The sequence below is a fragment of the Pseudobdellovibrionaceae bacterium genome (genome assembly GCA_023954155.1).
Taxonomy (GTDB): domain Bacteria; phylum Bdellovibrionota; class Bdellovibrionia; order Bdellovibrionales; family UBA1609; genus JAMLIO01.
In genome coordinates, this window is sequence record JAMLIO010000003.1 from 171,588 (window position 1) to 189,187 (window position 17,600).

The window sequence follows — 17,600 nt, forward strand, 5'->3', positions numbered from 1 at the left end:
CCTCTATGCCTCTTCAATTTGATCGGTCTTCCAAGTTCTTAAAGCCCAAATCAAAAGTCCAATGATAAAAAACGCACTTGGAGCAAGCAGCAACATACCATTGGGCTCATACCAACCACCATCTTTAGCAAGCTTAAGCACTGTGTATCCTAATAATTTTCCACTACCAAAAATTTCACGGAAAAAAGCCACAATGATAAGGATCAAGCTGTATCCCAGCCCGTTTCCAAACCCATCTAGAAAGCTCATGATAGGCGGATTCTTCATTGCATACCCTTCTGCTCTTCCCATCACAATACAGTTTGTGATGATCAAGCCGACAAAGACTGACATCTCTTTTGCTAAACTGTAAGCATAGGCTTTTAAAATTTGATCTGTCACAATCACTAAAGAGGCAATGATGGCCATCTGAACAATAATACGAATACTAGAAGGAATATAATTTCTGATTAAACTCACAAAAAAACTAGAAAAGGCTGTCACTAAGGTCACAGCAACACTCATGACCAGTGCCTTATCCATTTTTGTGGTCACAGCAAGTGCCGAACAGATTCCTAAGATTTGTAATGCAATTGGGTTATTTGCAAATAGAGGTTCAAATAAAACCTTTTTAATTTTTTCCATTATGCACCTTCCTCCATGCTTGCTGACTCTTCTTTATGCTCTGAATGATCCGCACCCGTAGATAATTTCTTAAGAAATGGACCAAAGCCATCTGGTCCCAACCAATAACGAAGCATATTGGTTACCCCATTACTGGTGATCGTCGCGCCAGACAGGCCATCTACCTTGTAATCCGCTTGAGGAGTGGACTCTGACACTGCTCCTTTAACAACCTTCACTTCCACATTGAAGTTGTTATCAAAGACTTTTTTTCCAATCCATAACTCTTTCCATTTTGGATTGTCGATTTCACCACCCAACCCAGGCGTTTCTCCATGAGAATAAAAGCCCAAGCCTTTAATTGTTTGTGCATCCGAAGATAAAGCCAAGAAACCATACATCGTTGACCACAAACCTTTTCCATATACAGGAAGCACAACCATTTCTACTTGATCGTCTTTGATATATTTATAGACTGGAGCAAACTTAGAACGTGTCTTAATCCCAGATACATCTTTCTCTGCAGGGATGAACATACCCATTTCAGGATCTTTGGTGGCTTTAGCCTGATCAAAGGTCTCTGGGTTGATGTCCGTCACCTCACCCGTAGCTAAGTCTATCACTTCAGCTTTGATTTGCGTGTAAGCCTCTTCAATCTCTGCCTTAGTAACGGGTTCATGAATTAAACCTGATGCCAAAAGCAAATTCTTCTTCACATCTAGTTCTTTATTGATATCTTGCATAGGTTTTAAAAGTACCGCAGCACCTGACACCAAAACCGAACACACTACACATAGTATCGTTGCGACTACTAAGGTTTTTATTGCTTCATTGTCCATACTTTAACTTCCGTCTTCTAATGTTGGCATTTATAACAAAATAATCAATCAATGGGGCAAACACGTTACCAAACAGAATGGCAAGCATCACACCCTCAGGGAAAGCAGGATTCACCACACGAATGATGATCGCCACAAACCCAATCAGTGCACCATAGAAATACTGCCCTACCTGAGTCATAGACGCACTCACTGGATCGGTAGCCATAAAGACACACCCAAAAGCAAAACCACCCAAAACAAAATGCCATACTGGAGGCACCGCAAAGAGCGGGTTCGTATCGCTACCGATGAAGTTGAATAAGAGTACTGTCGCCGCTGCCATTAAAGTCATACTGAGCATGATTCTCCAAGAACCAATGCCTGTTGCAATCAACACTAAGGCTCCAAATAAACACAGCAATGTCGAAGTCTCGCCCATAGACCCAGGCATCAAACCCATAAAGGCTTCAGTCCAAGAGTAAGTCACCGCTGACATTCCCTCTAACGCAATTGCACCTAAGGGTGTTGCCCCAGAAAATCCGTCAGCAGCTGTCCAAACCAAATCCCCAGAGATTTGTGCAGGGTAAGCAAAGAATAAAAACGCACGAGCCGTTAAAGCAGGGTTTAAGAAGTTCTTTCCTGTTCCACCAAAAACTTCTTTTCCCAAAACCACTCCAAAGCTGATACCAATAGCGACCTGCCAAAGAGGAATCGTAGGTGGTAGAATCAGCGGAAATAACATCCCCGTCACTAAAAATCCTTCATTGATTTCATGCTTACGTACAGTGGCAAATATAGCTTCCCAAAAACCCCCAACTAAGTTGGTTACCAGAAAGACGGGCAGGAAGTAAAGGGCACCCAAAACTATGGAACCTAAAACAGAAGATGAGCTGACCATAAATCCAAGGGCGTGAAAGATATCTCCTCTCCACCCTAAAATTGTATCTTTACTCATACCTTCTAAGGCCAACTGAGATTGGTACCCTGTATTGTACATGGCCCAAAACATGATGGGTGTTAAGGCCATCGCCACAGTGATCATTGTCCTTTTTAGATCAATGCCATCGCGAACATGAACTTCACCAGAACTCACATCTGGTGGAGTGTACAAAAAAGTATCTATCATTTCGTACATGGGGTAAAACTTTTCTAGTTTTCCTCCCTTTACGAAGTGCTTGTGCTGATTATCAAGAAAGTTTCTTACAAATTTCATCTAGCCATCCTTCTCAATGATATTCAAATTTTCTCTTAATACGGGTCCAAAATCTGTCTTGCCCACATCCACAAATGTTAATAGTGCCAAGTCTTCTTCTGCCAGCTCTAGGCAACCCAAGTCTTGTGACATATCTGTATCTTTAGACACCAATGAACGCACTAGCTGTGTGGCAAGAATATTTAAAGGCATCACACGCTCGTAAGAACCAATGGGAACGATGGCACGGTGTGAACCGTTTTGATTTGAAGTGAACGCAAATTTCTTAAGTGGCAATAATTTAGAAACATAGATTCTTTTCACAGAAAACTTATTAAAACCAGGAGATTGCCATCCTAAAAGTTCGCGGGTGGCATCTTCTGCAATCGCAGACACTTGGTTGTAGTACCTGCCCATATAGCACACTTCTGGTGTAGATTTTCTGCCATTAAATACAGAACCCGCAATCACACGCACTGGTCCTTCTTTTAGTTCTCCACTGATAATGTCATCAAGATGAGAGCCTCGTCTGATTTTAACAACCTTTGGAGATTGAACCATGGGACCCGCAAGCGAAATCACTTTTTCTAAATCTAGCTTTCCTGTTTTAAATAAAGCTCCAATAGAGATCACATCCTGATAGTTGATGTGCCACACGGCTTTGTTAGGATTTACTGGATCGACAAAGTGAATATGAGTCCCTGGATTTCCTGCAGGGTGTGGACCCGCAAACTCTACCTTCTCAAGAGACTTCACAGAAGGAACCGCAATTTGAGATTGGTCCTTCACACATAGATACACTTTTCCTGAAGTCAGTTTGCTTAGAGCCAACGCTCCTGCTTCAAAGTCTTCTTTGCGTGCATTCACAATATCCGTTGGATCTAATGCCAAGGGGTTCGTATCAATAGCTGTGATAAAAATAGAACGAGGAGTTGAATCTATCGCGGGAATCTTTTCATAAGGGCGTTGTCTTAAGGCTGTCCATTCCCCTGACTCTACTAGCAAGGCTCTGATTTGCTCTGCTGTGAGTTCTGCAACTGATTTTCCCAAATAGTTTTTAAATTGAACTTGTTCTTCAGTGGCAGCAACATCCACAATGATGGCTTGAAAAGCACGCCTCTCGCCTCTACGAATCTCTTTGACGACACCTGCGGCAGGCGAAGTGTAAACCACGCCCACATTCTTTTTACATTCAAAAAGAGGTTGGCCTATCTTTACAGTGTCGCCTTCTTTGACCAGCATAGTCGGCTTCATCCCAATATAGTCCAAGCCCACTATGGCTACTTGCTTTGTTGTCTTGGTTCCTTCGATCTTCTGAGAGCTTAACCCACCCATGATAGGTAAATCCAAACCCTTACGAATTTTAAATTTCATGCTTGACCACCTGAAATAATTTATAAAATCACTGACCTTGGCATTTGTACTAAAGAACCTCAAAATCATTAAGTCTTAAGTAATAATGCTAAAGGCTATCAATATTGCAAACGAAGAGATAATACGCTCAAGAATTACGAATAGCCAGAGGCTCACGCTCACAAACAATGCACAGTGTTGTATCTGTAACCATAATATCTAAATGATATTGCTCGAAGATGCTGCTTTATGGTAACTGCTAGGCAGAAAGTACGGGGGTATCCATGAAGTCTTTATTGTTAACTTTAATTTTGTCTGTTTTTTCAGCAGGAGTTTTTACTCCAGCCGCTTTTGCTATTGATGACGAGGTTCCTCCTGGAATCAAAATTGACTACGTGTCTTGGTGTGAGGGTGACGCGATCAAAACACGTGATGAAGATGGCCAAGCTTATACAGAATTTGACTGTTACGATGCTGACCGCAGATGTATAGAAACCACAGTCAAAAAAAATGACTGGTACGTTGTCACAGCGACTTGTAAATAATCTGTCAAACCCTTACCTAGCTTTTTGAACACAAAAAATGTGGGGTGCTTTACACTTCACAGACCAAAAGAGCACTCAACCCCCATATCACAACGTGTATGGGGTTGTTTATTTTTTTCGCAGGCCTTATACTGCGTTTATGTATAAGATTGATCTGGCCCTTTTTAAATATGTTGCAGAGACTCCTAAGAGCATCTCTATCCGCAACGCCTTAACGAGTCCATTGCACTCGCGATAAGCCAAAGTTTACAAAATCTCACTACAAAATTTCACCGACAACACAAAGCACACCCAACCCCCTAACAGAGAGGTTCAAATGAAAACAGAAAAACCAAAACTCGTCTTATGCCAAAAGGACTTTGATCAGATCATGTCCCTTATGTCTGTCAATGCCACAGAAGCTATGGAGCTTTTAGAAGAAGAGATCAGTGACGCACAAGTCATCGAAGGCGATGCTTCGCCCGAAAATCGCGTCGGGTTAAATACAACTGTAGAAATTTTAGATTTAGATAAAGACACCAAAAGCTCATTTCAGTTGGTTCTTCCCAAAGATGCCAATGCAGATGAAGGCATGGTGTCCATTCTGACTCCTATGGGTATGGCTGTGATTGGACTGGCCGTGGGGCAGGAATACAAGTGGCCTATGCCCAATGGGAATATCAAAAATTTCAAAATTTTAAGTGTAAAGTAAAACTAACGCCTTCGTCTTGGAGGCACATACTTTTCCATCTCAGCATCCACCATTTTAAAAGAGGACTGACCGTGGATGCTGGTTGAAGTTTCAATCTTTAAGATGCCTGTCACCCATGAAGGATTATGCACCTGTCGCATTGGCAAAGTACTTTTAAGATGCACATGCACAATCAAGTTCGGTGGCGGTGGCGGGACATGTATGCAGGCTTGAGCGTTAGGCACTAATAAAAATTCATTGAGCACGCTGTAATTATCAGTCAGTGGCACCACAAACCCTGGCATTTTGACCATTTTATTATGTAAACGCTTTAACTCTCTCGGAGCATCTCCTGTTTTATAATCCAATTTACTTAACAGATACCAATCTATCTCTACAGGTTTATCGCTTGCACCCTCATTCCACAGGTTCATTGCAAAAAAACCTACGGCTATAAGCAGTAGGACACCCGTAAGACTCAGAACTCTTCGTTTTTTTGTCATGAGTTAAACCTTAATCGTTAGGCCGTCTGCCAAAGAATTCCTATACGCACGCCATGCAGGAAATAAACTTGCAACAAGAGCACATCCAAAAATAGCCAGAAGATACCATCCTTCAATCACAGTGGGCTTAAATAAATTTAAAGATAATCCTAATTGTGATTCTAGAATTCCCTTGCTTATCCCCAATCCTGCATAAAGAAAACCTATCCCCAATACACTACCCAATATAACCAAAAGAATGCTTTCAGCCACTAGCAATGTAAAAATAAACTTTTTGCTGGCCCCCGAAGCTCGTAGAATGGCCATTTCTCGTCGTCGTTCATTTAACGTAGATAAAAGAGCAATCAGCATCGACAACAGACTGACAAGCAAAACTAAAAAACTTATAAAGATCAACACCTGCTCTGCCCAGCCTAAGGTTTGCCAAAGTTCACTAAGGCTCACTCCTGGAAGAATCGCCATTAAAGGTTCGGCCTTATAATCGTTGATGTGTCTTTGAAAGTTAAAGATTTGCATTTTTGAAGTCAATTTTACAAAAGCAGCCGTAATATCTGCTTCTTCCACATCTGCATCAGTGAGTGCGTGCATGTGATCTTCTGCGCTTGGCGCACCTTCTTGCCAATCTTTATGCAAAGCTGTCATAGCTTTGAGTGAGATATGCAGCGAACTGTCTACTGGCGTTCCTGTAGGTTTTAAAATTCCTTTCACAGTAAAAGGATGATCTTCGTGGTCTTGAAAAGACACGGCATCGGCTCCGTGAGATAAAATAATCTGATCACCCACCTTGTAAGATAAAGTTTGGGCCACCTTAGCACCTAGGACTACATCGTATAAATCTTTTATCCATGTCCCATCAGATTCTAGAGTTAAAGTTTTATCCCCAGCATACCTATAATGCTGGATGTAGCCGTTGCTGGTTCCAATAACTTTATAACCTTTATGTGAGTCTCCCAGAGAGATCGGAATCATCCACTCTACATGTTCATTTTCTATAAGATCGTTGTACGTTCTATTAGAAATATTGTTAGTGGCATTTCCAATTCTAAAAACCGAATACAATAAAAGATTCACCGAACCACTTCTGGCGCCCACAATTAAATCCACTCCAGACACCGTAGATTCAAAGCTTGAACGTGCACTTTGACGAATGCGCTCAATCCCCAATAGAAGCACCACACTCAGTGATATAGATAGAATAGACAGCAATGCTGGTATTTTTCTGTTCCACAAACTTTGCAGTGCAATTGAAAATAACGTCTTTACAAACATTTATTGATCTCCTGCACGAGTTTGCGCCTTATTGATATCTGCAAGTGCTATGACTCTGTCAAATTTTTCTCCTAAAGCCATATCATGGCTTACAAAGATGAGTCCTAAATTATTCCGAGAGCATTCAGAAAATAACAAATCAAGAAATCCTTGACGTGCGTTTGCATCTAGAGCCGATGTAGGTTCGTCAGCAATGATCAACTCAGGACTTCCTACCAAGGCTCTGCACGCAGCCACTCTTTGTTGCTGTCCTACGCTTAAATGATTCACTTTTTGATTTAAAATGTCAGAGGTCAAATCGAGGGCTGAGATCAACCTATCGACCTCGTCATTGATATTTCTATTCTTTAAAAGTCTTTGTCTTTTATGTTCAGAAAAACTTAGGGGCAAGATGATATTCTCATAAGCCGATAAATACGGAAGCAGGTTGAACATTTGAAAGATAAAGCCCATATGATCACCACGCCACCCGTCTTTTTGACTTTCAGGCATAGAAACCAAATTTTGCCCCAAAACTTTAATCTGACCTGCTTGAGGAGACAAAACACCACTCAATAAATTTAAAAAGGTAGACTTCCCTACTCCGCTGGGTCCATAGATAAAGACTTTCTCTCCTTGGTTTACAACAAAAGAGTCCACATCAATAAGATAAGGGCCCTTGGGGTTCCATGAAAATTTCAAATTGTGCAACTCTAATAGCTGAATGTCTGCCATCATTTTCCTAAAATAAAAAATGGTTTTTTAGCATTCACAACCGAGGCACTCTGCACCTCTTCACTCACAAGTTGTGTTTTTAATTTTTGTATATTAGGAAATAGTTCAAACAGTAAAACTTTAATCTGTTTAAGATCTGATACACTCGAGCACTCCAACATATAACTGACTTGAATGTCTGAATGACCTGATGAAGAAGGCTTGTGCACATGCGCACTTTCTTGGTGGGCAGACTTTGAATTTTTTTTGGACTTTCCTTTATGTTTATGACGCTTTTGTTTTGGTGTTTTACTTTCTGAATTTAAAATGGCTTCAGCTGAAACAAAAGCTTGATCTAAAAGTTTACAGCGTGCTTCTTTCTGAAACTCAAACATACTGTGAACATCTTTGAGTCTCGCGATGGCCCTGTCCACAACCAACTTTTCTTCTTTTGACTTGGGCGCTCTCTCAAAACCAATCACATCTTCTGCGGGTAAGGTCACAGAGAGCACCAACTTATTGTCCTCAATGACCAAATTTAAGTTTCCTTGTCCGTGCACATGGGCCATTGAAACGTGCAAAAAAATAATTTGAATCCATGTCACTAGTGCCATTATGGCAACGAACTTTCCGTGTTTAGGCCTTTGTTTGTAACTTGAAGACACCTGTTCACCTCTATCGCAATTCAATCTAAATATAGAATATAAACTATTTCACTTCGTGTGGCAAAATATGTATAATCTCTTTCATGAATATGATGAGTCTTTTCAAGCTCATAATACGAGCGACTTGCTTCTGTTGTATTGGCCTTAATGCTGTTGTCGCTTTTGCCCAAAGCGACTTTACTGAACAGGCCCACTCTACAGTCAAATTTGTTTCTGAACATCAAGTGATGTACGCTGGAGAAAAATATTATCTTGGACTAGACATAAAGCTGGACCCAAAATGGCACACCTATTGGATCAACCCTGGGGACTCGGCATCCGCTTCGATTTTTAATTTTAAACCTATCAAAGGTGTCCATATTGGTGAACCTCTCTATCCCACACCTCAACGATATCAGGTGGGGCCTCTTTATTCGTTTGGATATGAGGACCGAGTTTTAATCCAGTTTCCCATCGAAATTTCACCCAAACTTTCACAAAGACAACTGACGTTTGAACTTTCGGCAGAATGGTTGGTCTGTCAGGAAGAATGTATCCCAGGAATTTATGATTTTAAACTCACCCTCCCTGCTCCTCCTCCTATGGACATTTACAGTGAAACAGAAAAGCAGCACATCAAAGACAGCACGCTCAACGAAGAGTATAGAACTCTATTTGAAACCACACGTAAGTCTTGGCCCATCAAAACATTAACCGCCACTGTCGACCGCACTGATACTCATACCACTTTAACTTTCCCCACCTTCCCCCATCTTGTCGACATCTTTCCATACCCTGGCCTGAACATAAGTAGCACACCTCCAGAACCACTGGATTCTGAATCACCTCAACAGACGAGATATCAATTTAAAAACGAAAACCACTCTATAGAAAATGCGTCGTGGCAGTTTCTTGCCAGCTTCAAAGATCAAGACGGCATTCTTAAGTCTTACATTTTATCCTCAAAGGCAAAATCATCGGGCGGAGGTTCTGCCATTTTACTGATGATGCTGTTTGGTCTACTTGGAGGCCTGATTCTTAACCTTATGCCCTGTGTGTTTCCTATTCTGATGCTTAAAGTGTTTCAGGTCGTACAGTCTCACCAAGAAAAGAACATTCGCACATCCCTACTGTTTTATGTTCTAGGTATTCTTGTATCTTTTTGGGTTTTATCTATTACTATTTTAATCTTACAATCTGCGGGACACTTTGTTGGCTGGGGATTTCAATTGCAGTCTCCTATCTTCACTGGTTTTTTAATTTTGCTTTTTGTACTGATGGCCTTTTACTTTCTGGACTTCTTTTCACTGCCCCAATTTCGTTTTTTAAATATAGGGCAAGACTTAAGTAAAGACAGGATAATGTTAGTGCCTTTTTTACTGGGGTGCTGGCAGTGATCGTGGCCTCTCCTTGCACGGCCCCCTTTATGGGAGCGGCAATGGGATATGCGCTGTCTCGATCCACATTCGAGGTGCTCGCAATTTTTACAAGTCTTGGGCTTGGTTTGGGATTGCCGTTTTTACTTTTATCTTTATTCCCCCACTCTCTATCATGGTTGCCCCGCCCAGGCACTTGGATGATTTACTTTAAAAAAGCCATGGCCATACCCCTTTTACTCACAGCACTTTGGCTGGCTTGGGTTTTAATGCAACAGTTGTTACCTCAGAGCGCTCAAGAGGATGGATTTTGGACTCCTTATTCTAAAGAACGCGTCGCTGAGCAAAGAAAGTCTCAGCCTGTTTTTGTCAACTTCACAGCCGCTTGGTGCATCAGTTGTAAGGTGAACGAAAAAGTCGCCTTTCAAGATGCTGAAGTACAAAAATTTATCGAAGATCATAAAATCAAAATGTTTAAAGCGGACTGGACGCAAAAAAGTCCCGAAATAGCCAAAATATTACAATCTTATGGACGGGCTGGAGTTCCCATGTATTTGTTCTTTACACCCGAGTCCTCTGAGCCTGTTCTTTTACCAGAAGTTTTAACACCACAAATACTGATTCAACATTTAAAAACACACTTAAGGAGAGAGTTATGAAATATGTTTTATCTATTTTAATTTTAAGCTTTATGCTTCAAGGCTGCACGAAACAAAATCATGCCGCAGAAAAAGCTTCAACCCAAGACAGTCCAACCATCAATGCGTCAGACAGACCCACGACTGCCACCCTAGATCAAATGGCACCAGACTTTGAACTTCCAGGACACGATGGCAAGACCTACAAACTGAGCGACCTCAAAGGAAAAATTGTAGTCCTTGAGTGGTTCAACCATGAGTGTCCTTACGTCGTAAAGCACTACGATCAAAAAGCAAAAAATATGCAAAACACCCAGTCCAATATGATGAAACTTGTCTCTGCCCAAGGTCAGGAGCTGATCTGGTTGAGCATCATTTCTTCTGCTCCAGGTAAACAAGGTCACATCACGGCTGAAGAAGCCACCGCTTTGAAATCTAAACTTCAGGGCAACATGACAGCCTTTTTATTTGATCCCGAGGGAACAGTAGGAAAAGCCTATGAGGCCAAAACCACTCCACACATGTATGTGATAGACCAAAAAGGTATTTTAAAATACATGGGCGGAATGGATAACAAACCTTCTGCGAACGTCAGCAGTTTAGCGGGCGCACAAAACTATGTCGTGGAAGCCGTTACAAGTGTTTTAGACAATAAGCCGATTACAAACGCCTCTACAAAACCTTACGGCTGCTCGGTGAAATATCTATAAAACCTAAATCTATCTTTACCGAATCTTAAAGCGCAGATACTGTCTGCGCTTTTTTCTTAAACCTTTGTGCATAATCACATCTTTGACACAGATCTTCTAACATACGCCCCTGCTCAAAGCCCTGTCTTATTCGCGTTGCCTTTGTGCCATCCACAATGTCTGCAAAGCTGGTCTGTCCCATCACACCTAAATTGATGGCCGCTTCTTTGTCTAAGCAGCAGGGAACCACTACTCCATCAGCTAAGACAGCCACTTGCGATCTTGTACCGTAACACGAACCTGCATCTGAAATTTTATTATGCTTTAAATCGGGCCAAATAAAACGTGAATCAAAATGAATGTAGAGTCTGGATTTTACATTTTTAGATTTTTTAAAACCCACGTCCACACTTCTGTTGATTTGAACATCAAATTTACTTTCAATTTGCTTTAAAAAAAACTCTGTGTCTTGCCCCGCTTTGTGATCGCCAATATTCCACAGCCTGAGATTTATATATAAATCTGGACGCTCAATAAAGGCCTGATCAATAAACCCAAATATTTTATTTAAATACGTCAGAGGGTTAGCTGTAGGAAAATTGTCCGTGAAACTCTGCAAAGAAAAGTTCACTTGCTTGACTGTTTTGTGAAGTAAAGACGCTTGCACTGAAGCAGACAATAGAGTTCCATTCGTAGTGATTTCTAAATCCACTTGATGGTCCCCAGCGATTTCAATAAATCTGGGAAGTAAAGGATGAGCCAAGGGCTCGCCCATCACATGCAGACACACTCTTTCTGCCCAAGGGCTCACTTCTAAAAGCCGCGCCTTAAAGGTGTCCTCAGCCACTTGCTGTTCACCACGCTCTACGGCTGGGCAAAACGAACACTTAAGATTGCAGATGTTGCTGATCTCTAAATAAACTTTCTTAAAACGTTTATAGCTCACTTTAACCCACAGCCTCCAACACCCTGCCCCTGCCTATTTGGCCCTATTACGGAGCAGCGTTGTGAGAACTAAATCTTGATTCTGGAGTTCATCACTACTACTGTGTCCTCTACTTAAGCAACTAAAATCGGGGGAATTTTATGTCTGTCACCACAGAAAACCAGCCCAAAATGCCTAAAGGCATTGCCTATATTATAGGGAACGAAGCGGCTGAACGTTTTAGCTATTACGGAATGCGCACCATCCTATTCATCTTTATGACCGACTATTTGCTTAATAGTTCAGGCATGTCAGATGCCATGTCCAAAGAACAAGCCACAACTTGGTACCATGTTTTTATGCTTTCCAATTACTTTTTCCCTTTCTTAGGGGCCATCGTTGCGGATGCCTTTTGGGGGAAATACAAAACTATTTTAAATCTCTCTTTGGTTTACTGTCTGGGCCACCTCTGCTTAGCTTTTATGGACATCCATTTTATGACTCAAATTTTTGAGCCTCGTACTTGGTTGGCTTTGGGTTTAGGTTTAATTGCTATAGGCTCTGGCGGGATTAAGCCCTGCGTTTCCGCCCATGTGGGAGATCAGTTTAATGCTTCACAAGCCAGTCTCTTTAACAAAGTCTTTGGATATTTTTACTTTGCCATTAACTTTGGAGCTTTTTTCTCTACGCTTTTGACTCCTGTACTTTTAAAGCACGTTGGTCCTGCTGTAGCTTTTGGTTTGCCTGGAGCCTTAATGTTCCTTGCAACCTACGTCTTTTACTTAGGACGCAAAGAGTTTGTGGCCATGCCTGCTGTGGGTTGGAAGAAATATAAACAAGATGTTTTAAGTCCTGAAGGCATTAAAGCCATTTTAAAACTCAGTCGCCTTTATCTTTTCATCGCCTTCTTTTGGGCCCTCTATGAACAGACAGGTTCTACTTGGGTGGATCAAGCTAAAAAGATGAACCGCTGGGTGGATTTAAAGTTTATAGAACCTTTTGAGATGGACCCCGCTCAAATGCAAGCTATCAATCCTATCTTAGTGATGCTCTTTATTCCTTTATTCACAAATATCATTTATCCCTTCGTACAAAAACGAATTGACCTCAATCCTCTCCGTAAAATTGGAACAGGATTTTTTATTGCTGCGGTCTCTTTTGTAATTGTGGCCTATGCGGAGTCTTTGATTGTGGCTGGGCAAACTCCTAGTGTTCTTTGGCAGGTTTTTGCTTACATCATCCTGACTTCTGCAGAAGTGATTCTATATCTGACCGCATTAGAGTTTTCTTACACCCAAGCTCCAAACAGTATGAAGTCTTTAATTATGGGTGTGTTTATGCTTTCCATCTCGTTAGGAAATCTGATTACGGCTGCCATCAATTACTTTATCCAACGTCCTGATGGAAGTGTGATCTTATCAGGTCCATCTTATTATTTATTTTTTGCTGGCATGATCACCGTTGTAGCCATTCGCTATGTCTTTGTAGCTAAAAAGTACGAAATCAAAAGCTACACTCAAGATCACAGCTTATCGGTTCAAGAGGCCTAAGCGGCTTCTTCTTAACAGGCTTTTTATTGCCGCAGTCCTTTTGTTAAAAGACACCAGCACTCTTTTGTGCTGGTGTTTCGAGATTAAAATTTATCCAATAGCTCTGTTTAAGGATCTGTTCGTTCATAAACGGAACGCCAGATTTGTGTTGGGGAGCAAAACTCTTAAAGAGTTCCTCCCCTATCTTTAGACCAAAATTTTTTAGAATATTTTTTTATCGGCAGAGTAGTTTCCTGGGCCAAATGCCAAGAAGACTAAAGATAAACAAAAGTAAAGAGCGGCTAATTCATAAGAAGATCCCGCACCTACGAAGGGATCACCATTGACCAAAATGTGAAATCCCGCAGCCACGATCATAGTGGCTAAAATTCCTAACGAAGCCAAAGGAAAGAGTAACCCTAAAATCCAAGCTAAACCTCCGCCAAATTCTGAAAATGCAGCTAAAAATTGAAAGACACCAGGAATACTTGAATCCGCTCCCATCCAATTAAAGGGAGATTGAATTTTACCCCATCCATGCAACATCATAGCTAATCCTGCCACCACTCTTAAAATCAAAAGCACTGCAGACGGTGCCGTATGGTAAGACTTCACTTTAAAATAAGACTTCACACTCATGCTCTTTTCTCCTCACATCTTGTGATTATTAAATTCTTCATTTCAAGTATCTATGTCCTTTTTAAGATGAGCAAGAGTAAACTCATATTCTATATATAAAATGGGTGCCCCACTCTTATAAAAGTGCTAAAATGGCTTAATGTCGATTCTAAAAAGTGACTTCGCACAACAACTTCTGGCAAAACTCAATGTTTATTACTTTACCATTGCAGGCCAAATATTACCCGAAGTGGCGGCTCAACAGGCTCTTCGACGTTTTATGACTCCACCTAAAACCCAGCGCGGCCCCACAGAAACGCACTTTTGGGATAGTGCTGATCGAGTGCCACTCCCCAGTGGTCTTGATGCTAGAAGCTTTGGTAGTCCTCAAGACCCCGAAGTGTGGGTGGTGCATGGTTGGGGTTCACGCAGCTCTGTTTTGCGCAATATCATCGAAGCCTTAGTCATTCAAAACTATTACGTGATCGCATGGGATGCTCCCGCGCATGGCAGAAACCCACAACGCACCACCAATATGTTGCAAGTCGCCACATTGCTACAAAAAGACCTCTCTATTGTGGGAAAGCCTGAAGTGACTCTTATTGGACATTCCTTTGGCGCAGGAGCATGCGCTTATGTGGCTTCAAGACATGATCAGGTCACCAAACTGATCACCATTGGTGGTGTGCCTGACATCAGAAAAGTGATTTTTAATTTTTGGAAAAGAATCCAGCTCCCACTCCAAGCTCAAAAGCACTTTATAGATAGGGTCGAGAACACCTTTGGCATTACTCCATTAGAACTCAGTCCCATTCATTTTTACCCTCAGGTGAAAGCCAAGTGGTTACTTATTCATGATAAAAATGACGAGGATGTAGATTTTAAAGGGATAGAACGATTTATGAGCCTCAAACCTTCTATACAATTTTTAATTACAGAAAATTTAGGCCACTATAAAATTTTAAAAAATACTTGGGTGATCACCAAGATCATTCAATTTTTAAGAACGGGTACAATCAGTTAAAGTTTCGCACCAGTTTGTACATTCCACAAAGAATGATAGATTCCTTCGGCTTTTAAAAGCTTGGTATGCCCACCCTCTTCCAAAATCTGACCTTCTTCTAAGACCAAAATTCTATCACAATTGATCACAGTAGATAAACGATGGGCAATGATCAGTGTGGTTTTATTTTTTAATATCCCTTGGAGATTCAATTGCAAATTGGCCTCTGTCACATTGTCCACAGCACTGGTGGCTTCATCTAAAACTAAAATGGGGCTATCTGCTAACAACGCACGCGCAATAGATAGTCTTTGCTTCTGCCCCCCAGAAAGCCGCTGCCCTCTTTCACCTACAATTGTATTATAACCCTCAGAAAGAGTAAGAATAAAATCATGAATGCACGCCGTCTTACATACTTCGTACACTTCATCAGGGGTTGCTGAGGGTTTAACAAACATTAAGTTTTCTAAAATAGAACCATGAAACAAATAAACATCTTGTCCCACCACTGAAATCACTGACCTTAACGATTGTAAGTCATAATCTCTGAGTGGTTTTTTATCTAAGGTGATCTCTCCTAAATCTGGGTCATAGAATCTTTGTAAAAGTTTAACCAACGAGCTTTTGCCAGAACCCGTTGCCCCCACAATACCTATAGACTCTCCATGGTGAATCTTAAGATTAAAATCGGAAAGGATAGGTTCGCTGGCGTTATACGCAAAATTTACGTTTTTAAACTCGATTTCACCTTTTACATTTGAACCGTGGGCCATATAAAACCCGTTTTTCATATCAATGGGCTGGGACAACAGTTCAAAAATTCGACTGACACTAGCCATCGCTCTTTGGAACAAATCTAAAGTTTGACCTAAACGAGTCAGTGGCCAAAGAAGTCTTTGAATCATAAAGATCATCACCGAATAGGTTCCCACATCTATTTTTCCCTGCAAGGCTAAGTGTCCACCCACCAGCAAAGTCATTAAAAATCCCACCATCACTAACATGCGGATCAATGGAGTAAATAAAGAACTGATATAAATCGCTTTTTCATTAGCCTTGTAGTATTCCATAGAAAGTGCGTTAAGTTTCTCATAACTTTCATTTTCTTTGGCAAAACTTTTAATCGTACTCATCCCTTGCAAATTGTTATTCAACTCACTGGTTAAAAGCCCTACGCGGTCCCTGACTGTTCTATAAAGCGGGGTAAGGAATCTTTGAAACCAAATCCCACCATACACAATCAACGGCATAGTGATAAAACTGAGCAAGGCCATATAAGGGCTCTTTACAAAGTAAAGTGTTCCAATAGCAAGTACTGTCACTGTGATTTGAATAAGATCATTGATCCCCACATCCAAAAATCTTTCCAGTTGGTTCACATCATCGTTAATGATCGAAATGATATTTCCTGACTGTTGCTTTTCAAAAAATCTTTGATCCATCTTTAAGACGTGAGCATAACTTTCCATGCGCACTTTATGTTGAATGACTTGTGCCAGATACTTCCATTTGACTGAAAACAAATATTCAAACAAAGATTCAAACACCCAAATCACAACCGTTAAAACCGCAAGTGCCATCAACTGCTCAAATTGCGTGTAGCCCATAAGTTGGCCCATAAAAGATTGCTCTTCTTTGACCACAGTATCCACTGCTAGACCAATCAGTACAGGAGGGAACAAATCGAAAATTTTATTTAAAATTGAAAAGATGACAGCCCAGATGACCGTCAATTTATACTCACCCGCATAAGAGTAAAGCTCCATCAAGGTTTTAAATTGCGATTTGTCTGTTTTTTCCATACTCACTTTTACCTGCTACCACTTCTAAATTTTCATCTTCTTCTGATTCCGTATCAAAAAATCATGACACTTTTTGTGCTTACCTAAAACCTTTTGCACATACGCTTCTGCATTTTTTTGGCTTATATCCTGAGACTCTAACCATAAGTCCTCAAAAATCAACCTTGTGGCACCCAGTGCCGCCGAAGGGAATGCTCCATCCTCGACCTCACCAAAACCCACAATTAAAAACCTTTGAAACAGGTCTTTGATGGCACGTGAATACTCAGGCTCTAAAAGCTTACCTTTCAGACCTGTGATGTCTTTGATCTCCTTAGTCGATAACGGAGAATTCGATTCCAATTCATCTAAAATCTGTTGCGCTGATTGGGATAGAGTGGGGTTGAGGTTATATCTCCCCCATACAAGTAAGTTCTTAAACAGCTCACGGGAAAAAAATGTGGCACGGTTTTGATACCACTTAGAATACACCACTTCACCCTCTGCAGATAACTCTTTCATCAGCGCCCAGAGCATGAACACACTGTTATCCCCATCATCAGTCCATTCCCATCGCATTTCTTTTTTAGGAAAAAGTTCACTCCACAAAGAAAGGGGTTCAATTTGATTTTTTACAGGAAAAACCAATAAGATCCCTTGTCTATTGATGGCCTCAATAGCTTTTTCTTTGCGAGATTTTCGTGCCATAAAATACAGGTTCCTGTGAATGATTTATAAATTATACCGT

Annotated in this window: 19 protein-coding genes; 7 read left to right on the forward strand and 12 right to left on the reverse strand. The window is 41.0% G+C overall.

Annotated elements, in window-relative coordinates:
- Positions 1 to 3: 3 nt before the first annotated feature.
- Genes M9899_05170 through M9899_05185 form a run of 4 tightly spaced genes read right to left on the reverse strand, consistent with a single transcriptional unit; the run spans position 4 to position 3,990 of the window.
- Positions 4 to 624 (reverse strand): NADH:ubiquinone reductase (Na(+)-transporting) subunit D, encoded by a 621-nt coding sequence (locus M9899_05170; protein ID MCO5113547.1) that lies wholly within the window; start codon positions 622 to 624, stop codon positions 4 to 6.
- Positions 624 to 1,442, reverse strand: a complete 819-nt coding sequence (locus M9899_05175; GenBank protein ID MCO5113548.1) for a Na(+)-translocating NADH-quinone reductase subunit C — start codon at positions 1,440 to 1,442, stop codon at positions 624 to 626. The genes M9899_05170 and M9899_05175 overlap by 1 nt, the downstream gene beginning before the upstream one ends.
- On the reverse strand, positions 1,432 to 2,637 hold the full coding sequence (locus tag M9899_05180; GenBank protein ID MCO5113549.1) for an NADH:ubiquinone reductase (Na(+)-transporting) subunit B: 1,206 nt from the start codon (positions 2,635 to 2,637) through the stop codon (positions 1,432 to 1,434). Before M9899_05180 ends, M9899_05175 begins: the two co-directional genes overlap by 11 nt.
- Positions 2,638 to 3,990 (reverse strand): Na(+)-translocating NADH-quinone reductase subunit A, encoded by a 1,353-nt coding sequence (locus M9899_05185; GenBank protein ID MCO5113550.1) that lies wholly within the window; start codon positions 3,988 to 3,990, stop codon positions 2,638 to 2,640.
- A 263-nt stretch (positions 3,991 to 4,253) separates the two neighbouring features.
- Between M9899_05185 and M9899_05190 the strand changes: the two genes are divergently transcribed.
- Both M9899_05190 and M9899_05195 read left to right on the forward strand, forming a co-directional pair.
- On the forward strand, positions 4,254 to 4,514 hold the full coding sequence (locus M9899_05190) for a hypothetical protein (GenBank protein MCO5113551.1): 261 nt from the start codon (positions 4,254 to 4,256) through the stop codon (positions 4,512 to 4,514).
- Positions 4,515 to 4,830: 316 nt separating this feature from the next.
- Positions 4,831 to 5,205 (forward strand): GreA/GreB family elongation factor, encoded by a 375-nt coding sequence (locus M9899_05195; GenBank protein MCO5113552.1) that lies wholly within the window; start codon positions 4,831 to 4,833, stop codon positions 5,203 to 5,205.
- 2 nt (positions 5,206 to 5,207) lie between these two features.
- Here M9899_05195 and M9899_05200 read toward each other — a convergent pair whose 3' ends face one another.
- The 4 genes from M9899_05200 to M9899_05215 are packed head-to-tail and all read right to left on the reverse strand — an operon-like array spanning position 5,208 to position 8,263.
- The gene (locus M9899_05200; protein ID MCO5113553.1) at positions 5,208 to 5,687 is read right to left on the reverse strand and encodes a DUF3299 domain-containing protein; all 480 of its coding nucleotides are present in this window, start codon (positions 5,685 to 5,687) and stop codon (positions 5,208 to 5,210) included.
- A 3-nt stretch (positions 5,688 to 5,690) separates the two neighbouring features.
- On the reverse strand, positions 5,691 to 6,956 hold the full coding sequence (locus M9899_05205; GenBank protein MCO5113554.1) for an ABC transporter permease: 1,266 nt from the start codon (positions 6,954 to 6,956) through the stop codon (positions 5,691 to 5,693).
- The gene (locus M9899_05210) at positions 6,957 to 7,673 is read right to left on the reverse strand and encodes an ABC transporter ATP-binding protein (protein MCO5113555.1); all 717 of its coding nucleotides are present in this window, start codon (positions 7,671 to 7,673) and stop codon (positions 6,957 to 6,959) included.
- Positions 7,670 to 8,263 carry a DUF2796 domain-containing protein gene (locus tag M9899_05215; GenBank protein ID MCO5113556.1) on the reverse strand — a complete coding sequence of 198 codons (594 nt, stop codon included), beginning with the start codon at positions 8,261 to 8,263 and terminating at the stop codon, positions 7,670 to 7,672. Before M9899_05215 ends, M9899_05210 begins: the two co-directional genes overlap by 4 nt.
- A 140-nt stretch (positions 8,264 to 8,403) precedes the next feature.
- Between M9899_05215 and M9899_05220 the strand changes: the two genes are divergently transcribed.
- Genes M9899_05220 through M9899_05230 form a run of 3 tightly spaced genes read left to right on the forward strand, consistent with a single transcriptional unit; the run spans position 8,404 to position 11,017 of the window.
- Entirely contained in the window at positions 8,404 to 9,690 is a 1,287-nt protein-coding gene (locus M9899_05220; protein ID MCO5113557.1) for a hypothetical protein, read from the forward strand.
- Positions 9,687 to 10,328: a thioredoxin family protein gene (locus tag M9899_05225; GenBank protein MCO5113558.1), complete on the forward strand. Its 642-nt coding sequence runs from the start codon at positions 9,687 to 9,689 to the stop codon at positions 10,326 to 10,328. Before M9899_05220 ends, M9899_05225 begins: the two co-directional genes overlap by 4 nt.
- A complete protein-coding gene (locus M9899_05230; GenBank protein ID MCO5113559.1) occupies positions 10,325 to 11,017 on the forward strand; it encodes a redoxin domain-containing protein in 693 nt (230 codons plus the stop codon). The genes M9899_05225 and M9899_05230 overlap by 4 nt, the downstream gene beginning before the upstream one ends.
- Positions 11,018 to 11,042: 25 nt before the next feature.
- Here the strand turns inward: M9899_05230 and M9899_05235 are convergent, their stop codons facing one another.
- A complete protein-coding gene (locus M9899_05235; protein ID MCO5113560.1) occupies positions 11,043 to 11,942 on the reverse strand; it encodes a radical SAM protein in 900 nt (299 codons plus the stop codon).
- A gap of 140 nt (positions 11,943 to 12,082) precedes the next feature.
- On the opposite strand from M9899_05235, the gene M9899_05240 reads away from it, so the two are divergent.
- Positions 12,083 to 13,471: a POT family MFS transporter gene (locus M9899_05240; protein ID MCO5113561.1), complete on the forward strand. Its 1,389-nt coding sequence runs from the start codon at positions 12,083 to 12,085 to the stop codon at positions 13,469 to 13,471.
- Positions 13,472 to 13,672: 201 nt separating this feature from the next.
- Here the strand turns inward: M9899_05240 and M9899_05245 are convergent, their stop codons facing one another.
- Entirely contained in the window at positions 13,673 to 14,089 is a 417-nt protein-coding gene (locus M9899_05245) for a DoxX family protein (GenBank protein ID MCO5113562.1), read from the reverse strand.
- 139 nt (positions 14,090 to 14,228) lie between these two features.
- Between M9899_05245 and M9899_05250 the strand changes: the two genes are divergently transcribed.
- Positions 14,229 to 15,092, forward strand: a complete 864-nt coding sequence (locus M9899_05250) for an alpha/beta hydrolase (GenBank protein ID MCO5113563.1) — start codon at positions 14,229 to 14,231, stop codon at positions 15,090 to 15,092.
- Here the strand turns inward: M9899_05250 and M9899_05255 are convergent.
- Together M9899_05255 and M9899_05260 are read right to left on the reverse strand one after the other, a co-directional pair.
- Positions 15,089 to 16,873 carry an ABC transporter ATP-binding protein/permease gene (locus M9899_05255; GenBank protein MCO5113564.1) on the reverse strand — a complete coding sequence of 595 codons (1,785 nt, stop codon included), beginning with the start codon at positions 16,871 to 16,873 and terminating at the stop codon, positions 15,089 to 15,091. The two genes, M9899_05250 and M9899_05255, sit on opposite strands and share 4 nt — an antisense overlap.
- A gap of 24 nt (positions 16,874 to 16,897) precedes the next feature.
- Entirely contained in the window at positions 16,898 to 17,560 is a 663-nt protein-coding gene (locus M9899_05260; protein ID MCO5113565.1) for a hypothetical protein, read from the reverse strand.
- Positions 17,561 to 17,600: the final 40 nt, after the last annotated feature.

What these genes read in the sequence shown, in the direction of transcription:
- M9899_05170 (MCO5113547.1), bottom strand. Translation starts at nt 624, where the DNA reads ATGGAAAAAATTAAAAAGGTTTTATTTGAACCTCTATTTGCAAATAAC.
- M9899_05175 (MCO5113548.1), bottom strand. Translation starts at nt 1,442, where the DNA reads ATGGACAATGAAGCAATAAAAACCTTAGTAGTCGCAACGATACTATGT.
- M9899_05180 (MCO5113549.1), bottom strand. Translation starts at nt 2,637, where the DNA reads ATGAAATTTGTAAGAAACTTTCTTGATAATCAGCACAAGCACTTCGTA.
- M9899_05185 (MCO5113550.1), bottom strand. Translation starts at nt 3,990, where the DNA reads ATGAAATTTAAAATTCGTAAGGGTTTGGATTTACCTATCATGGGTGGG.
- M9899_05190 (MCO5113551.1), top strand. Translation starts at nt 4,254, where the DNA reads ATGAAGTCTTTATTGTTAACTTTAATTTTGTCTGTTTTTTCAGCAGGA.
- M9899_05195 (MCO5113552.1), top strand. Translation starts at nt 4,831, where the DNA reads ATGAAAACAGAAAAACCAAAACTCGTCTTATGCCAAAAGGACTTTGAT.
- M9899_05200 (MCO5113553.1), bottom strand. Translation starts at nt 5,687, where the DNA reads ATGACAAAAAAACGAAGAGTTCTGAGTCTTACGGGTGTCCTACTGCTT.
- M9899_05205 (MCO5113554.1), bottom strand. Translation starts at nt 6,956, where the DNA reads ATGTTTGTAAAGACGTTATTTTCAATTGCACTGCAAAGTTTGTGGAAC.
- M9899_05210 (MCO5113555.1), bottom strand. Translation starts at nt 7,673, where the DNA reads ATGATGGCAGACATTCAGCTATTAGAGTTGCACAATTTGAAATTTTCA.
- M9899_05215 (MCO5113556.1), bottom strand. Translation starts at nt 8,263, where the DNA reads ATGGCACTAGTGACATGGATTCAAATTATTTTTTTGCACGTTTCAATG.
- M9899_05220 (MCO5113557.1), top strand. Translation starts at nt 8,404, where the DNA reads ATGATGAGTCTTTTCAAGCTCATAATACGAGCGACTTGCTTCTGTTGT.
- M9899_05230 (MCO5113559.1), top strand. Translation starts at nt 10,325, where the DNA reads ATGAAATATGTTTTATCTATTTTAATTTTAAGCTTTATGCTTCAAGGC.
- M9899_05240 (MCO5113561.1), top strand. Translation starts at nt 12,083, where the DNA reads ATGTCTGTCACCACAGAAAACCAGCCCAAAATGCCTAAAGGCATTGCC.
- M9899_05245 (MCO5113562.1), bottom strand. Translation starts at nt 14,089, where the DNA reads ATGAGTGTGAAGTCTTATTTTAAAGTGAAGTCTTACCATACGGCACCG.
- M9899_05250 (MCO5113563.1), top strand. Translation starts at nt 14,229, where the DNA reads ATGTCGATTCTAAAAAGTGACTTCGCACAACAACTTCTGGCAAAACTC.
- M9899_05255 (MCO5113564.1), bottom strand. Translation starts at nt 16,873, where the DNA reads ATGGAAAAAACAGACAAATCGCAATTTAAAACCTTGATGGAGCTTTAC.
- M9899_05260 (MCO5113565.1), bottom strand. Translation starts at nt 17,560, where the DNA reads ATGGCACGAAAATCTCGCAAAGAAAAAGCTATTGAGGCCATCAATAGA.